The sequence below is a fragment of the Paludibacter jiangxiensis genome, assembly GCF_001618385.1.
Classification (GTDB): domain Bacteria; phylum Bacteroidota; class Bacteroidia; order Bacteroidales; family Paludibacteraceae; genus Microbacter; species Microbacter jiangxiensis.
Map to the genome: position 1 here is coordinate 74,217 of NZ_BDCR01000002.1, position 16,481 is coordinate 90,697.

13 protein-coding genes are annotated in these 16,481 nt (G+C 45.6%); 5 read left to right on the forward strand and 8 right to left on the reverse strand.

Features of this window, described 5'->3' with window-relative positions:
• Window positions 1–68 precede the first annotated feature (68 nt).
• Together PJIAN_RS05465 and PJIAN_RS05470 are read left to right on the forward strand one after the other, a co-directional pair.
• Window positions 69–530: an SPOR domain-containing protein gene (locus PJIAN_RS05465; RefSeq protein WP_172795576.1), complete on the forward strand. Its 462-nt coding sequence runs from the start codon at window positions 69–71 to the stop codon at window positions 528–530.
• A 341-nt stretch (window positions 531–871) separates the two neighbouring features.
• Window positions 872–2,194, forward strand: a complete 1,323-nt coding sequence (locus tag PJIAN_RS05470; protein WP_101750730.1) for an MATE family efflux transporter — start codon at window positions 872–874, stop codon at window positions 2,192–2,194.
• Between the two features lie 9 nt (window positions 2,195–2,203).
• Here PJIAN_RS05470 and PJIAN_RS05475 read toward each other — a convergent pair whose 3' ends face one another.
• The 8 genes from PJIAN_RS05475 to kdpA all read right to left on the reverse strand — a co-directional run bounded on the left by PJIAN_RS05475 (window position 2,204) and on the right by kdpA (window position 12,113).
• Window positions 2,204–2,884, reverse strand: a complete 681-nt coding sequence (locus tag PJIAN_RS05475) for a response regulator (RefSeq protein WP_068702902.1) — start codon at window positions 2,882–2,884, stop codon at window positions 2,204–2,206.
• A gap of 310 nt (window positions 2,885–3,194) precedes the next feature.
• The gene (locus PJIAN_RS05480) at window positions 3,195–5,885 is read right to left on the reverse strand and encodes an ATP-binding protein (RefSeq protein ID WP_068702904.1); all 2,691 of its coding nucleotides are present in this window, start codon (window positions 5,883–5,885) and stop codon (window positions 3,195–3,197) included.
• Window positions 5,886–6,223: 338 nt separating this feature from the next.
• Window positions 6,224–6,799 (reverse strand): potassium-transporting ATPase subunit KdpC, encoded by a 576-nt coding sequence (gene kdpC, locus PJIAN_RS05485; protein ID WP_068702906.1) that lies wholly within the window; start codon window positions 6,797–6,799, stop codon window positions 6,224–6,226.
• 19 nt (window positions 6,800–6,818) lie between these two features.
• Window positions 6,819–7,097 carry a hypothetical protein gene (locus PJIAN_RS05490; RefSeq protein ID WP_068702907.1) on the reverse strand — a complete coding sequence of 93 codons (279 nt, stop codon included), beginning with the start codon at window positions 7,095–7,097 and terminating at the stop codon, window positions 6,819–6,821.
• Window positions 7,098–7,103: 6 nt separating this feature from the next.
• Complete coding sequence (locus PJIAN_RS05495; protein WP_153802489.1) at window positions 7,104–7,553, reverse strand: hypothetical protein; 450 nt, start codon at window positions 7,551–7,553, stop codon at window positions 7,104–7,106.
• A 58-nt stretch (window positions 7,554–7,611) separates the two neighbouring features.
• Window positions 7,612–8,052: an META domain-containing protein gene (locus tag PJIAN_RS05500; protein WP_084252287.1), complete on the reverse strand. Its 441-nt coding sequence runs from the start codon at window positions 8,050–8,052 to the stop codon at window positions 7,612–7,614.
• 34 nt (window positions 8,053–8,086) lie between these two features.
• A complete protein-coding gene (gene kdpB / locus PJIAN_RS05505; RefSeq protein ID WP_068702910.1) occupies window positions 8,087–10,171 on the reverse strand; it encodes a potassium-transporting ATPase subunit KdpB in 2,085 nt (694 codons plus the stop codon).
• 256 nt (window positions 10,172–10,427) lie between these two features.
• Entirely contained in the window at window positions 10,428–12,113 is a 1,686-nt protein-coding gene (gene kdpA / locus PJIAN_RS05510) for a potassium-transporting ATPase subunit KdpA (protein ID WP_068702912.1), read from the reverse strand.
• Between the two features lie 416 nt (window positions 12,114–12,529).
• Between kdpA and PJIAN_RS05515 the strand changes: the two genes are divergently transcribed.
• From PJIAN_RS05515 to PJIAN_RS05525, 3 genes are all read left to right on the forward strand, one after another.
• A complete protein-coding gene (locus PJIAN_RS05515) occupies window positions 12,530–13,294 on the forward strand; it encodes a sensor histidine kinase (RefSeq protein WP_068702914.1) in 765 nt (254 codons plus the stop codon).
• Window positions 13,260–13,976: a LytR/AlgR family response regulator transcription factor gene (locus PJIAN_RS05520; protein ID WP_068702916.1), complete on the forward strand. Its 717-nt coding sequence runs from the start codon at window positions 13,260–13,262 to the stop codon at window positions 13,974–13,976. The genes PJIAN_RS05515 and PJIAN_RS05520 overlap by 35 nt, the downstream gene beginning before the upstream one ends.
• Before the next feature lie 109 nt (window positions 13,977–14,085).
• Entirely contained in the window at window positions 14,086–16,356 is a 2,271-nt protein-coding gene (locus PJIAN_RS05525; RefSeq protein ID WP_068702918.1) for a cation:proton antiporter domain-containing protein, read from the forward strand.
• Window positions 16,357–16,481 lie beyond the last annotated feature (125 nt).

Genomic DNA, 16,481 nt, shown 5'->3' on the forward strand with positions numbered 1-16,481 from the left:
TGTTAATCTCACAAGAAATTTGCAATTTTGTACGCTGTAAAAAGCTTTTTACTCTAAATTCTATGACGATGAAGAAATTAATTTATTTGGCTCTTATTGTGCCTTCTATTCTGGTTGTTTCCTGCAAAACCACACATCCGGCAGGTATCTACGCGAAAGCTCAGTCGACAGAACAACAATCATCAGTGATTGCTGCTCCGGCAACACAGGCTCAGGTTCCTTCGAATCCTGTATCAGGAAAGGAAAATGTTCGTAAAGAAAATTTCAAGCCTATTGCAACAGAGACCAACCAGGATGTGGTGAATAAAAAATATCATGTGGTAGTAGGTAGCTTTGGTAGTCAGCTCAACGCTCAAAACCTTGCTGCAACATTGAAAAAAGAAGGAAAAAATCCGGCAGTTGTTGTCAACGAAAACAATATGTACCGTGTAATTATTGCTTCTTATGACGATTATGCTCAGGCAACCAGTGCAAAAGTAGAATTACAGTCGCGTTTCGCCGACGCATGGCTGCTGGTACAAAATAAATAATCACTTCTGATTGTTGGCGAAACCACTCAGAAAGTGTTTCGCCGGTCAAAAGAGCTGACAGGCTATTGAGTTTGTCGGCTCTTTTCTTGTCTTATCACTGAAGTTGTCTTGATTTTGCATAATTACGCTCCTAACGGAGCTCTTGATTGTTGGATTTGAATGATTCTACCATAATGTTGCTCCTAACGGAGCCTTTTTAGCTTCTGAGAAGCGATTCCCGATAGCTATCGGGAGGTAGAAAAATTTGATTAAGATGCACCAAAGAGCTCCGTTAGGAGCAACATTATAATCTAACAAAAAATAGAGACGACTTCACTTTATATTTGCAGAAAATTGATTCTATGTACAACCTCAAACATATTTGGCATCTTACTTATCCGATAATTCTGACGCTATTGGCGCAGAATCTGGTAAATCTTACCGACTCTGCTTTTCTGGGAAGAGTGGGAGAGGTGGAACTTGGCGCATCTGCTCTGGCCGGTGTGTTTTACCTTGCCGTGTTTGTGGTGGGAATGGGCTTCAGTTCCGGCTCGCAAATATTGATTGGCAGACGTAATGGCGAACAAAATTATCGTCAGATAGGCGAAGTGTTCAATCAGGGAATGATTTTCACCTTGCTGCTGGCGCTATTCGTTTTTCTGCTCAGTTTCTTTTTTGCAGCCCCGTTGATGCGCTCTTTTGTTCATTCGCACGCTGTCTGCAATGCCACTATTGAATACCTCAATTTCCGCATCTTCGGTTTCTTCTTTGCGTTTATCAACCTGATGTTTCGGGCATTCTATGTGGGTGTGATGCGGACAAAGGTGCTGACATTGAGCGCGTTTATCACTACGGGTGTGAATGTTCTGCTAAACTATCCGTTAATCTTCGGACACTGGGGATTACCAAGCCTTGGTATAGGAGGGGCAGCGCTGGCGTCGGTCATTGCAGAAGCAGCTACCACGTTGTTTTATTTTATCTATACATGGAAAGCCGTTGATACAAAGCGCTTCGGATTGTTTGAGATGCATCGGTTTAGCTGGCAAACGGTTCGTCAGATTCTTGATATCTCCCTGTTTATAATGATGCAGATCTTTCTGTCTGTGTCAACCTGGTTCTTGTTCTTTATGTTTATTGAACAAACAGGTGAGCGTCCGCTGGCTATTTCAAATATTATCCGTAGTCTCTACTCGTTGTTGGGACTGCCGGTGATGGCATTCGGGCAAACCATCAGCACCATTGTGAGTAATCTGATAGGCGAAGGCCGGCAGGAAGAGGTACTGCCTACCATCCGAAGGCAATTCCGTGTGGCGCTCGGAGCGGTGATTCCGGTTGCTGTTTTTGCAGCATTATTCCCAAAATTACTAGCCTCCATTTATACGGATAACAGCGAATTAGTCAATGCGGCTGTCCCGTCGATGTATGTGTTCTGTGGGGTGTTGTTTGTTTTTGCTTTCGGCTGTATATGGTTCAACGCTCTATCCGGAACCGGAAATACACGCATGGCATTGCTTTTTGATATGACAACGCTGGTGGTTTATATGGCCTATAACTATGTGGTGAACTTTGTATTTCACTGGTCGGTGGCGATTGCCTGGATGTCCGAAATCGTCTATTGGCTTGGACTTGGTACGATGTGCTACCTCTATTTCCATTTCGGAAACTGGAGAGCCCGAAAAATATAATTTTCGATTCTATTCGCAGAAACGATAGCCGATACCCGATTCTGTAATGATGTAGACAGGCAGGGAGGGATTATCTTCTAACTTCTTCCTTAACTGGGCGACAAACACCCGCAGATATTGTGTCTGTTCCAGGTAGCTATAACCCCATATCTCTTTCAGGATAAAAGTGTGAGTGAGAACTTTCCCTGCATTTTTTGCCATCAGTGCTAATAGAGAAAATTCGGTGGAGGTAAGTTTTATCACTTCGCCGTTTTTTTTGACGATATGATTCACGGCGTCAATCTCCAGATTGTTGAATGTAAAAACAGAGTGCACGGTGTTGGCTTGTGCCGAAAAACGGAGTGATGAACGTACGCGGGCAGACAGCTCGCCCGTACGGAACGGCTTGGTAAGATAATCATTGGCCCCGCTATCGAGAGCTTTTACAATATCTTCTTCCGAACTGCGTACCGAAAGGATGATAACAGGTCCGGCATACCATTCGCGCAATTTCTTCAGAACCATCTGGCCGTCCATATCGGGCAATCCCAGATCGAGGATGACCAGATGCGGATTATGACTGGCCGCCATCATCAGTCCGTCTTTCCCGGTGGTGGCTTCCAGAATAGTGTAGCCGCCAGACTGGAGTGTTATCTCAAGCAGCCGCCTGATTGCGCTTTCATCATCTATTATCAGTATTGTTTCAGCCATATTCTTTTAGCAAAAAGAGGAAAGGACAAAGATAGCGAACTATTTTCGCATACAGAATGCACGGAAGCAACAGATAAACACCGAAAATATCTTTGGAATTCAGCTATTTCATATTATTCATGCGGATCAGGAGTTTTGTAATTATTACAACTCCTGATTCGCATTATTCATAGGTAGTTAGTCGTCAGTAGAAAATCTGCCTTAGGGCAAGTTTCTATCAAAATAGAATAAAAATGGAAGTGTGAAAAGCCAATCTTAAAACATAAGTTGCTGTTGTTCTCGTTACTACCTCCTGTGTAGATCCATAAAATCAGTGTAATCCGTGTGCTTCGTTATTTTCGATTGTATATTTTCCGGTCGGTATTTTGATGGTAATCAGGGCACCGCCATGTGCGCGATTTTCAAACCGGATAGTTCCCTGATGTGCATCCACAAACCCTTTCACGATAGATAACCCGAGGCCGATCCCTCCGGCAACGCGATTGTTGGCCCGGTAGAATTTATTGCAAAGATAGGGAATAGATTCGGGAGGAAACCCGGTTCCCCGGTCCATTACCTGAATAACCAAATGATGATGATCGTAGTAGAACTTGATTCGTATGGTAGTTTTGGGTTGCGAGTGTTGGGTGGCATTGTACACCAGATTGTGCACCACCTGTTCCATCAATCCGAAATCAAATTTAACCAGCGGCATATTCTCGGGAATGATAACCTCCGTATGGAATGGTTTCAGTTTATCGTGCAGGTTGGAAATAACTTTGTTGGCCAAATCGTGCACATCGTGCCAATCAATGGATGGGGTAATGCGATCCGACTCCAGGCGTGACATGTTCAGCAGGTTTTCGATCAGTCGGTTGAGACGATCAGAGGCCATAAAGATCTCCTGTGCAAGTTGCTGTTGCAGTTCCTGATCGCTGTTTTTCTGGAGCAGCGTTTCGGATGCCCCCATGAGCGTAGAAACCGGAATGCGCAATTCGTGCGAAATGGAATTGAAAAGCGTTTTATATAGCTTTTCCGACTCATTGAGCACCGAAGCCCGTCGGGCAATTTCGTTCAGCAATTCCCGTTCCAGCGCATTGGTGAGCTGCACCCGAAACGTATCCCAGAACATCTCCATCTCGCCCCGAAAAGGCTTTTGTGGCTTTACCAACAAGACTCCCGTATTGATTCGTTTCCCTTTTAACGGATAAAAAGTAAGATCGGTCGCCGGCAGGGTATCGGTATATTTTCCAGCCTTCTTTACATGTTTATAGACCCACGCGGCGATGCTGTGTTCTGTGCTCTGCAACTCTATCTTCGAATCGGCTGGCAATAAGGTCGTTTGCAAACCGGTTTCGTCTTCACACAAAAGTATGGCGCTTTCGATGTCGAAATATTTGCGAATGTGTGTCACTGCCTGTTCTATCACTTCCTGTGTTCCGGAAGCCGAAGCCAGCACTTTCGAAAGTTCGTACAGGGCGCTTGTGCGCTGTTCTCGGTCGCGTGCCAGTCGTTGCTGACTGCGTAAACGGGCTGTCAATACCCCGTTGATGATGGCTACAGAGAAAAATGTTCCGAACATCATCAAATCTTCGGGTTTGGCAATGTAAAAGGTGAGCGGTGGATTGATGAAAAAGAAATCCCACAGCATAGCTCCGAGTGCGGCGGCAAGCAAAATAGGACCGGTACTAAAAAAGAGCGCTACCAGCGAAACGGCAAAAAGCAGAATGTAAGAGACGACCTGATAACCAACAAAACCTTTGCACAAATAACAGAGTAATACCGCCAGCAGCATCACGGCAGCACTTGCCAGATAGGCTTTGGGTGACGAACGGAATTCGGATGAAGCAAAGGCAAAACGCTTTTGTCGTTTCTTCATCTCCTTGGCTCCGACTACGTAAATGTCGATATCGCCGCTATCGTGAATCAGTTTGGAGACCAGATCGCCCCGCAATAGTTCGCGCAAGCCCTTTCGTTGTGATTTTCCCACCAGAATATGGGTCACGTTTTCGCGCTGGGCAATATTGAGGATTCCTCTTGAAAGATCTGTGTCGGTAGTGGAGAGATAGTGTGCTCCCAACTGTTTTGCCAGGGCAATGTTTTTGTTAAGTTGTTCCTGATCCTCCGGCGAAAGCGTTTCCGTTTTTTGCACATAAACGGCAATCAGCGAAGCATCCATGGTGTAAGAGAGACTCTTGGCCCAACGAATCAGCCATGCGGAATAAGGGCTGGGGCCGATGGCTACCATCAGGCGCAATCCTGATTTCCAGGGACCGGGTATGCGGCGGGTTTGCATGTATTCCCGCAGTTGCTTATCGACCCGGTCGGCCACCAACCGCAGTGACATTTCGCGCAGTGCCGTAATGTTCCCTTTCCTGAAGAAATTACGGATTGCCTCTTGCGAACGTTCCGGTGTATACACTTTTCCTTCGGCAAGACGTTGTAACAGTTCATCGGCGGTCAGATCCACCAGCTCTATTTCATCTGCCGCTTCCAACACATCGTCAGGCACTGTTTCACGAATAGAGACTCCAGTGATTTGGGTCACCGTATCGGTACGGCTTTCGATGTGTTGTACATTCAGCGTTGTGAATACGTCAATGCCGTTGTTGATCAGCTCCTGCACATCCTGATAACGTTTGGTATGACGGCTTCCGGGTGCATTGGTATGCGCCAGTTCGTCAATCAACACCACCTGCGGCTTACGGGCAATAATGGCATCAATGTCCACCTCACGAAACAGGGTGTCACGATAACTGATCTGGTATGGAGGAATAATTTCCAGGCCTTCTACCAGTTTGTCCGTTTCAGGACGGCCGTGCGTTTCCACATATCCGATCACCACATCCACCTTTTTCCCCTTTTCCAGGTGGGCAGCCTGCAACATGGTGTAAGTTTTACCCACACCGGCACACATTCCGAAAAAGATTTTCAGTTTGCCCAGTTTGTTTTTATCCTCCTGCTCTTTCAAAGAAGCCAGCAGTTCATCGGGATCGGGGCGGTTTTCGTCGTAAATATTCATAAGAAATATCTTTTTACCATGAAGGCATTAAGAGAATGAAGGTCAGTCATCATACGCTAATAGGAATAGCTATATTTCCCCAAGATTGAAACAAAATCAAATTCGTCAGCCAATAGGAGCGATAGCTCTGTCTTCTTGGTTGTGACGTAGCAATGAACAGAATAAAGGGGCGTTAGCCCTGTCGTCTAAACCTGTTTTCTAACCAATCATACACAAAGAAATCAGAGCTAACGCCCCTCTCTATTAATCAGGTGTAGAATCGGATGATTGTTTAGGCATCCTTCCTTAATGGTTAATCCAATTGCTGTTACGTATTACAATGACAAATATACGTCGATTTATTTCAACAAGTCCAGGTCACGGTTCAATTGCAGCACATTCACCCGCTTTTCTCCCAGACACCCAAACTGAGGTGGTTCAGCATGCCTTGCTACCAATTTGTGTAATTGCAGGAGTTGAGCTGTTGAAAAATGACGAGCCAAAGCCACTCTCCCAATTTGGAGTTCGGCACTTTCGGGCGAAATGTGCGGATCGAGCCCGCTACCGGAAGCCGTCAGCATTTCGTTAGGTACCACCGTATTCAACGGTAGATGATTGGCAAGAATAAATGACTCTCTTCGTTTTTCAATCGTCTTGCGCAATGTGTCGCTGGTTGGACTCCAATTGGAAGCCCCCGAGGGCAAAGTGGCATAACTGCAAGCCGAAGGCCGCGACCAGAAGTAGTGGTCGCTTTTGAACTCTTGCCCCAACAACTCCGAGCCATAAGATTTTTGTCCAATGGAAATGATGCTGCCATTCGACTGACGGGGAAACACTGCTTGCGCAATTCCCGAGACAATTAAAGGATAAACCATTCCGGTCAACAGGGTGAATGCCAATAATATTTTTAAACCGGATAAAATAGACTTTTTCATCTGTTACTAATTTTGTTTCTTATAATGTAATGCCTGCTACGAAGAAGGCTTTTTCGGACTGAGGATTCGCTCCGACAATCCCATAAACCGGCAGACTGAAAGAGTCGGAAAATTTTATCTCTTTCGACACTTTAAGGCCAAGGTTGATTACTGAAAAACCATTGTTATAATAATTGGGGCTGTCGAACAAAGAGGCACCGAGAAAAGCTTTGACGTTCGAAGTAATTGGTAAGCCTAATTCTACATAAGTAGAGAACGCCTGATTGCCGTTCGTCTTTTTGTCCGCACCGTATAACATAGTGTTTCATGCTATTGACAAAGGAAATGATTTCGTTCCTCCGTAAGCCAGCGTCCCTTCAAAAACGTGACCTGTTTTTCCATTCTTATAGTTGAAATATCCGATACTGCCATCGTTTCCGTTATTCCAATTGTAATCTGTAACGGTAACAGAGAATGCTTCGGGTAAAGACAGGGTTGCGTATAGGTCAACTTCCTTGACATTGCCTGAAAACGCGTACGAGCCCCATGCTCCGACACAGAAAGCTCCATTGACATACGAAACGGAGGGTTGAATATTGGTAGAACCGCCCCGCGAACCTTCTTGTGCTACACCTCGCCAAACATATGAACTAACGACATCGGCTGAAACAGAAAAATGGTTATTGTTGTTTTGCGCTTTTGCCTGACAATATACAACAGTAAAAGTGACAATTGCACAAAATTTCAGCATCGAAAATCTATGAATCTTATACATTATTTCAAAGTTTAATCATTAAAACGAATAGCCTTGAATTGCAGTGTTGGTTTGCTATTCAACGCATATCCATAGGCATAAATTTAGCCAGTACTTTATCTCCTTTTTTCAATAACAGGTGGCCGTGGTCGACTGTGTAGTTGTCCGTAGAATCGAGGGAGGCAAAAAAAGCACTTTCGATGGCTCTGTCCGGGCACGATATATGGGTGAAAATCAGGTTCCCGAATTTCAGGTTGTAGCCAGTCACTGCTACCTGACCCTCAAAACTATTGCATCCGGTAGTGCCCTTGATAGTACCGTCAGACAATACTTCAAGAGTCGGAATCTCATCTTTGGACGGAATCAACGACGAATCGCTGACTACCGCTTTGACAGTGACCAAACCCCATACGGATTCGGTAATATTTCCTTTCGCACTTTTCCCCTTCGGAGAGGAGCAAGCCATGAAGCCAGATATGAGGCTTATTGTCAATACGCTTATGATGATGTTTCGTTTCATAATTATTGTTGAGTTAGATTGTTTGCATTTTAGATTATACGCAATGTGTCCATTGCAGGAAAATATCAATCAGTTTAATTCCGATAAAAGGCACCACCAGCCCACCCAAACCATATACCAGCAGGTTTTTGGCCAAAATACGGTTCGACGAAAGCGGACGGTATTTCACGCCTTTCAATGCTAACGGAATGAGCAAGACAATGATCAGAGCATTGAAAATAACCGCGCTGAGTATGGCGCTTTGGGGGGTGGCAAGATGCATAATGTTGAGTGCCGACAACACTCCCTGTCCGTTGGCACCGGCATACAGTCCGGCTGCAATAGCAGGAATGATGGCAAAATATTTTGATACGTCGTTGGCAATACTGAAGGTAGTGAGCGAACCCCGGGTCATTAGCAACTGTTTGCCGGTTTCCACCACTTCAATCAATTTGGTCGGATTGCTATCCAGATCGACCATATTCCCGGCTTCGCGGGCAGCCTGTGTGCCACTGTTCATCGCAATTCCGATATCGGCCTGCGCCAGAGCGGGAGCATCGTTGGTGCCGTCGCCAATCATACCTACAAGGTGTCCGTTTGCCTGTTCCTGACGAATGCGGGAAAGTTTGTCTTCCGGTTTGGCCTCTGCAATAAAATCATCCACCCCGGCTTCGGCGGCAATGGCGGCGGCAGTCAAAGGGTTATCGCCCGTTACCATCACGGTTTTAATACCCATGGCCCGTAACTGGGCAAAGCGATGTTTGATACCGCCTTTCACAATATCTTTGAGATGAATCACTCCCAACACCCGATCGCCGTCGGCTACCACCAGCGGGGTGGCTCCCTGTCCAGAAAGTTCGACGACCTTATCCGTTACATTTTGAGGAAAGAATCCGTTATTGTTTTGCACGAATTTGCGGATGGCGTCAGTTGCTCCTTTTCGAATGGAACGGACTTTTCCGTTCGAAAGACGAATATCTACTCCACTCATGCGTGATTGAGCCGTGAAAGGAACGAACGTAATGTCGTTTTCGTGAATATGGCGTTCGCGCAAATGAAATTTTTCTTTTGCCAAAACCACGATAGAGCGGCCTTCCGGCGTTTCGTCTGCCAGTGAGGAAAGCTGAGCAGCATCCGCCAGTTCTTCTCTCGATACGCCATCGGCAGGTACGAAATCGGTTGCCATGCGGTTTCCGAGCGTGATGGTTCCTGTTTTGTCCAGCATTAATACATCCACATCGCCCGCAGCCTCAACGGCTTTTCCGCTGGTAGCAATCACATTCTTTTGCAACAAACGATCCATACCGCTGATGCCGATCGCGCTCAACAAACCGCCAATGGTGGTTGGAATCAGGCAGACCAACAACGCTACCAGAATGGTCAGGCTCAACGTCGATTGTTGCCCTGTAAGGTTGTAGTTGAACAAAGAAGGCAGGGTGATGACTGCAATCAGGAAGATGGCCGTCAGTCCGAGCAGCAGGTTGTTCAGGGCAATTTCGTTTGGAGTTTTCTTCCGTTTGGCACCTTCCACCAGAGCAATCATCCGGTCGAGGAAGGTATCGCCGGGTTCGGAAGTTACCTTGATAATGATTTTGTCACTCAGCACCTTAGTGCCGCCGGTCACGGCACAGCGGTCGCCACCACTTTCGCGAATCACCGGTGCCGATTCGCCGGTAATGGCCGATTCGTCCACGCTGGCAATACCTTCAATCACATCTCCGTCGGCTGGAATCAGGTCGCCGGTTTCGCAAACCACCAGATCTCCGCGTGTCAGTTCGGTTGCCCAAACCACCTCTTCCTTATCTCCTTTCATGCGACGGGCTTTGGTTTGTGTACGGCTCTTTTTCAGGGTCTCCGCCTGTGCTTTGCCTCTTCCTTCGGCAATGGCTTCGGAGAAGTTGGCAAACAAAACAGTAAACCACAACCAAACGGTAATCTGGAAGTCGAAGGATGAAAAGTGGCCGGCAAACAGATTTGCGACAACAATTCCGGTTGTCAGTACGGCACCCAGTCCAACGATAAAGATGATTGGATTTTGGATCAGTTTGCCCGGATGCAACTTGACAAAAGAGTCTTTTAATGCCGGAACGATTAATTTTCGGCTAAACAGTTGTGACGATTTTTTATCTTTTGTGCTCATTGATTGTTCAATTTTAATGATTATCGAATATTATGCCTATACAAAAAGCAGTACACTATATCCGTTTTTCTCAGCGTTCTTTGCTAAAAACTTTGCTCTCTTTGCGGTGAAGAATCTGAGATTAACCGCCAAGAACGCAGAGAATGCGCAACGCACGCAAAGATTAGGTCTATGAGGTAACTAATCCAATAGTCATATTAATTTCTCAGAAATTACAGATTTCATTTCCACATTTTCAAATTCTCAAATTTTCAAATTAAAACGTCATTCCCGCCTGCATCAGCAGATGTTCCAGAATCGGACCCAATGAAAGTGCCGGAAAGAAAGTCAATCCGCCCACGATGATAATTACCCCGATTAGAAGAATAAGAAACATTCCGTTGTCGGTATGAAAGGTACCCGAAGATACCGGTGTAATCTTTTTGCCCGCCATGCTACCGGCAATAGCCATCATTGGGATAATAACCCCGAAACGTCCCACCAGCATGCATATCGATAAAAGCACATTGTAAAACGGAGTATTGGTAGTGAGTCCGGCAAAAGCGCTGCCGTTATTTCCACAGGCTGATGTAAAGGCATATAAAATTTCCGACAAGCCGTGCGGTCCTTTGTTGTTTAACCCGGCAAGCCCGGCATGTGTACTGACGGCTATGGCCGTGAAAGCAAGAATACAGACTGCCGGAGCCAATACGGCAATCAGCGCCATTCGCACCTCGAACGATTCGATCTTCTTACCCAGGTATTCAGGTGTCCGTCCTACCATCAGTCCGGCAATAAAAACGGTCAGTATTACAAACGCTATCATGCCGTATAAGCCGGAACCAACACCACCAAAAACCACTTCTCCCAGCATCATATTGAACATGGCAACCAAACCGGCCAGCGGAGAGAGACTGTCGTGCATAGCATTCACCGAACCGTTGGAAGCAACCGTGGTAGAGGTCGACCAAATAATGCTGTTCACGATGCCAAACCGGGTCTCTTTTCCTTCCATCGAACCGGTGATGTGGAGAGCCGGATTAGCCGCGTATTCGGCATAGAGTGAAACGCCCAGACCCACGCACAAAATAATCAGCATGGCGCCGAAAAGCGTCCATCCCTGTTTTTTGGAACCGATAAAGAGTCCGTAAGTGTACGTCAATGCTGCCGGAATAAGTAAGATGGCAAGCATCTCCAGAAAATTGGAAAAAGGTGTCGGATTTTCAAACGGATGGGCGCTGTTTACGCCGAAGAAGCCTCCGCCATTGGTTCCAAGTTGTTTGATGGCAATCTGGGATGCTGCCGGACCGAGCGGGATGACCTGCTTGACACCTTCCAGCGTTGTAGCATCAGTATAGGACGAGAATGTTTGCACAACGCCCTGACTTACCAAAACCACCGCAAAGATGATAGATAGCGGTAGCAGAATGTAAATGACCGAACGGGTCAGATCGACCCAAAAGTTCCCGAGGTGTTGCTTTGTGTTTTTGATCAGGCCTTTCATTAGTGCTATTAATACCGCCAACCCGGTTGCCGCACTTAAAAAGTTCTGTACTCCAAGAGCTGCCATTTGCGTGAGATAGCTCATCGTGGTTTCGCCGCTGTACGATTGCCAATTAGTATTGGTGACAAAGCTTATTGCGGTGTTTAACGCAAGGTGCCAGGAAGTATTCGGTACTTTTGCCGGATTCAGCGGCAGCCAGGCTTGAGTCATTTGTAGGGCAAAAACAACCACAAAACCAAAGAAATTGAACCAAAGCAAAGCAAACAAATATTGCTTCCAGTTCATCTCTTGTTGCGGATCGACACCACAAAAGCGATAGATTAACCTTTCGAGCCATCCGAAAACCGGTGTCAGGAGGTGTTTCTCTCCGCCAATTACCTTCTTTATATATTTTCCCAAAACGGGAGTCAGAAGGACAAGTGCCCCGAAGAAGAGGGCCAGTTGAATAAATGAGTTCATCGTTTGTCTGTTTTACAGCAAATAATCTTAGTAGGATTTCACTGCAAAAGTAAGGCGGAAGTCATAAGGGGATTGTAAAGAAGCAAAAGCAGAGTATAAAGATTTTATAAAGATATTGATATGACAAATAGAGTTTATGTCGAATAGATTATTACGAAATTGATTAATACGATTTTGTTCAGACCTCTCCTCCTAGCCTCCTCTCCCAAGGCGAGGAGGAACACGACAGTAACAATGAGAGATAAACCTCATTAATACAGATGTAACGCCCCTCTCTTCGGGAGAGGGGTTGGGGAGAGGTCAAATATTGGAATTGAGAAATAAATTAAACGGCATAATGTCTAATAGATGTAGATGAATATTATTGTGGTTGCTGATGAAAAATCCGCTATCTTTGAACTGTTTTAATAAAGAAAATGGATAATACGTTTGTCATCATATATGTTATTTTAAGTGCAGGGGCATTGTTGCTTCTGAGCCTTACTGCTGTGTATTTCTACAAAGCAGCACGTCGAGCTAAAGCCGAAAAACAGCGTTTGGAGCAATTGTGCGGAGAACTGACGAAAAAGATAGAAAAAACCGAATTGCCGTCTATCGAAGCTAAGCTGAATCCCCATCTTTTTAAGAATATTCTCAACTCTATCCAGTCGCATGCCTACCAGACTTATTATGCCATGGATAAGCTGGCGAACGTGCTTGATTATATTCTGTATGAGAGTAACGGTTCTTTTGTTACGCCACAGGAAGAAATTGAGTTTGCTCTCAATTTGATCGAAATCAATAAAATAAAGGTGAGTCCTCTGTTTGCCATGAATGTGAAAAATAAAACAGACGAATCCGATCCGCTTTACCGGACGAAGGTAATGGCTCCGCTTATTTCGGTCGATCTGATTGAAAATGCGTTTAAACATGCCGATTTGCAAAGTGGCGATGCTTTTATTGCAGTTTCGTTTGAATTCAGACAGGGAGTATTTTCGCTTACAGTCGCCAATAAGATTTCTTCGCGTACGGCTCTGCACAAAGAGAAAAGCGGTATCGGCTCTGCAACGTTAGAGCAGCGCCTGCAAATACTTTACAACGGGCACTATCGTTTGGATCGCGAGGTGGAGAATAATACATACACTGCTCATTTAACGATTGACCTCAATGGAAAAGCCTCTGAAGTGTCTGCTGCTCGATGATGAGTTGCCTGGGTTGGCTTATCTGAAAATGCTTTGCGAGCAGATATCGGGTTTGATAGTGCTTAAAGCCTTTGCTGATCCTGTCGTTTTCCTGGAAGAGGCCGCCGTAACAGACTTTGATCTTGCAATCCTCGATATTGAAATGGGCGGAATGGATGGATTGTCAGTTGCCCGATGCCTGAATGGTAAGCCGGTGATTTTTACCACTGCATACAAACAATATGCTACGGATGCATTTGATATCGATGCGGTGGATTACCTAGTGAAGCCGATTCAGAAAGAGCGCCTGCAAATTGCCGTGGAAAAGGCGGCCAAGCGCATCGAACTATTACAGAATCAGCCCGCTTTTGTCCGTTTGAATACGGATAAAGGCAGGGCTTTATTGTTTTTCGACAAGGTGCTCTATATTGCCACCTCGGACATTGATAGCCGCGACAAAGCGGCAACGCTCGATGATGGTTCGGTGCTGATTTTGAAGAATATTTCCTTCGAAAAACTCTTAGCTCTGTTGCCTTCCGATAAGTTCTGCCAAATTAATAAACAGGAAATTATTGCACTACGGGCAGTCCGGTATTTTTCTCACGACGAAATCGTAACGAATCTTCCTGCGGACGAAGGCTTACTGACGCTTCATCTGAGCGAGGCTTACCGTAGCGTTTTTATGCAGAAAACCATTCGTTGATTTCTTTACAAAATTTTCCTGTCTTGTTGCAAAATCCCCTTTGACAGGACTCTCCAGCCTTGATTTTATCAGCTTTTTGCATAATCTTTGCACAAAAAAGGAGGTCGTCATGCATCGTTTGAAAAATACAGGGTTTTATGTCGTGGTTATGGCAGTTTTTTCTGCATTGATGGTGTGGTTTTTTCATGCCGGAAAATCCCTTGAAGTTGGAAAGACGATAAAACCGGCGCTTAGCGATGATAGCATGTGGACGGCTTTTCTGCAATCTCTGGGGGTGAACTTCGGACACCCGCTGGCTATTCTTCTGTTGCAGATTGTTACCATTATCCTTGTTGCTAAACTCTTCGGTTGGATTTGTACCAAAATAGGACAACCGACGGTAATTGGAGAAATCATTGCCGGTGTGGTGTTGGGCCCCTCTGTTGTCGGTCATTATTTTCCCCATTTCTTTTCAACGTTATTTCCGGTTGCGTCATTGGGCAATCTTCAGTTTATTAGTCAGATAGGGTTGATTTTGTTCATGTTTATGGTGGGGATGGAACTCGATCTGAAGGTGGTGAAGAAGAATGCCGGCGATGCGTTTGTTATCAGTCAGGTGAGTATCATTGTTCCGTTTGCACTGGGTCTCGGACTGGCGTATGCCATCTACCGGAGCTTTGCACCGGCCGGTGTGCCCTTTACTTCTTTCGGACTTTTCATCGGAATTGCCATGAGCATTACGGCCTTTCCTGTTCTTGCGAGGGTAGTGCAGGAGCGGGGACTGCATAAAACGCATCTTGGTTCGGTGGTAATTACCTGCGCGGCGGTCGATGATATTACGGCATGGTGCCTGTTGGCTGCTGTTATTGCCATCGTGAAAGCCGGATCGTTTGCCAGTTCGCTGTATGTGATTGCGTTGGCTATTGTTTACGTGGTTATAATGATCAAAGGTGTACGTCCGTTTTTGAAACGGGTCGGCGACTTGCATACTTCGCGCGAAAACCTGAGTAAACCAATTGTTGCAATATTCTTCCTGATTTTACTGCTTTCGTCGTATGCCACAGAATTGATCGGTATTCATGCTTTATTCGGGGCATTTATGGCGGGAACCATGATGCCTGATAACGAGAAATTCCGTAATATTTTCATTGAAAAAATTGAAGATATCGCGCTGGTGCTTTTACTTCCTCTCTATTTTGTGTTTACCGGGTTGCGCACACAAATCGGACTGCTCAACGATGCTTACCTTTGGCAGGTAACAGGGTGTGTTATCCTTGTTGCCGTGGTCGGGAAGTTTGTGGGAAGTACCGTGGCTGCCCGTTTCGTGGGGCAAAACTGGCGTAACAGTTTGTCGATAGGCGCCTTGATGAATACACGGGGATTGATGGAGTTGGTGGTGCTGAATATCGGTTATGATCTGGGCGTGTTGTCTCCCTCTGTTTTTGCCATGATGGTGATAATGGCGTTGGTAACTACATTTATTACAGGCCCGGCGCTGAATCTCATCAATAAACTCTTTAAACCGGGCAAAGAAGAGGTCTCGACTACCATCAGCCGTATTGGTAAGTATAAAATATTGGTGTCGTTTGCAAATCCGGAGCGGAGTGTGGCATTGCTCCGTCTGGCTTATAGCCTTACCAGTAAGCAAAGTGGTAATTCTATGATTACGGCCATGCACCTTTCCCCGAATAACGACCTGAATCAGTTTAATGCCGCAGAGTACGAAGAAGAAAGTTTTACCCCCATTATTGCAGAATCGAACCGGTTGAATGTTGATGTTGCCACTTTGTTCAAAGCATCTAATGACATTGAGACGGAAATAACCCAGATGGCGAATAAAGGGAATTACGACTTGCTGCTGATCGGTATCGGACAGTCAATTTTTGAGGGCAGTGTATTGGGAAAAATCCTTGGTTTTACGGCGCGTATCATCAATCCCGATCTTTTGCTCAATAAAGTGACCCGACGCGAAAAGCTGTTCGAAAACTCTCCTTTTGATGAGAAAACACGGCTGATTGTGGGCAAAAGCGAAGTGCCGGTAGGTATATTGATCGATAAGAATTTTGTGAAACCCGATCGGGTGCTGGTAGCTTTGTTGTCGCCCGAAGATTCGTTTTTAATCGGTTATGCCCAGAAGCTGATCTCGAATGCAGATTCGCAGGTGACGGTAATCGATAGTCGTCAGGCGTTGAAACATTCATCGGATATTCGGGAAACGATTCGCAATATAGAACAAATTGCTCCGAATCACATTCAGACGGTTCATGAGTCGAAGGTGACCCGCGAAATGATTCGTCATCATGACCTGTTGTTGATAAGTATTAATAGCTGGAAAGCGGAACTCGATCGTGAGAGCCGGTGGTTGAAAGATATTCCCAGTACATTGATTCTTAAGTCGTGATAGGCTTGTAAAAGAGATTTCGGATAAATGTTGTTTGGAAACGACAAACCGCGCCATGCATTTGCACGGTGCGGTTTTCTCTTTAGATATTTGGTTTACGTTGAGCAAAACTAACCTATTGCTCA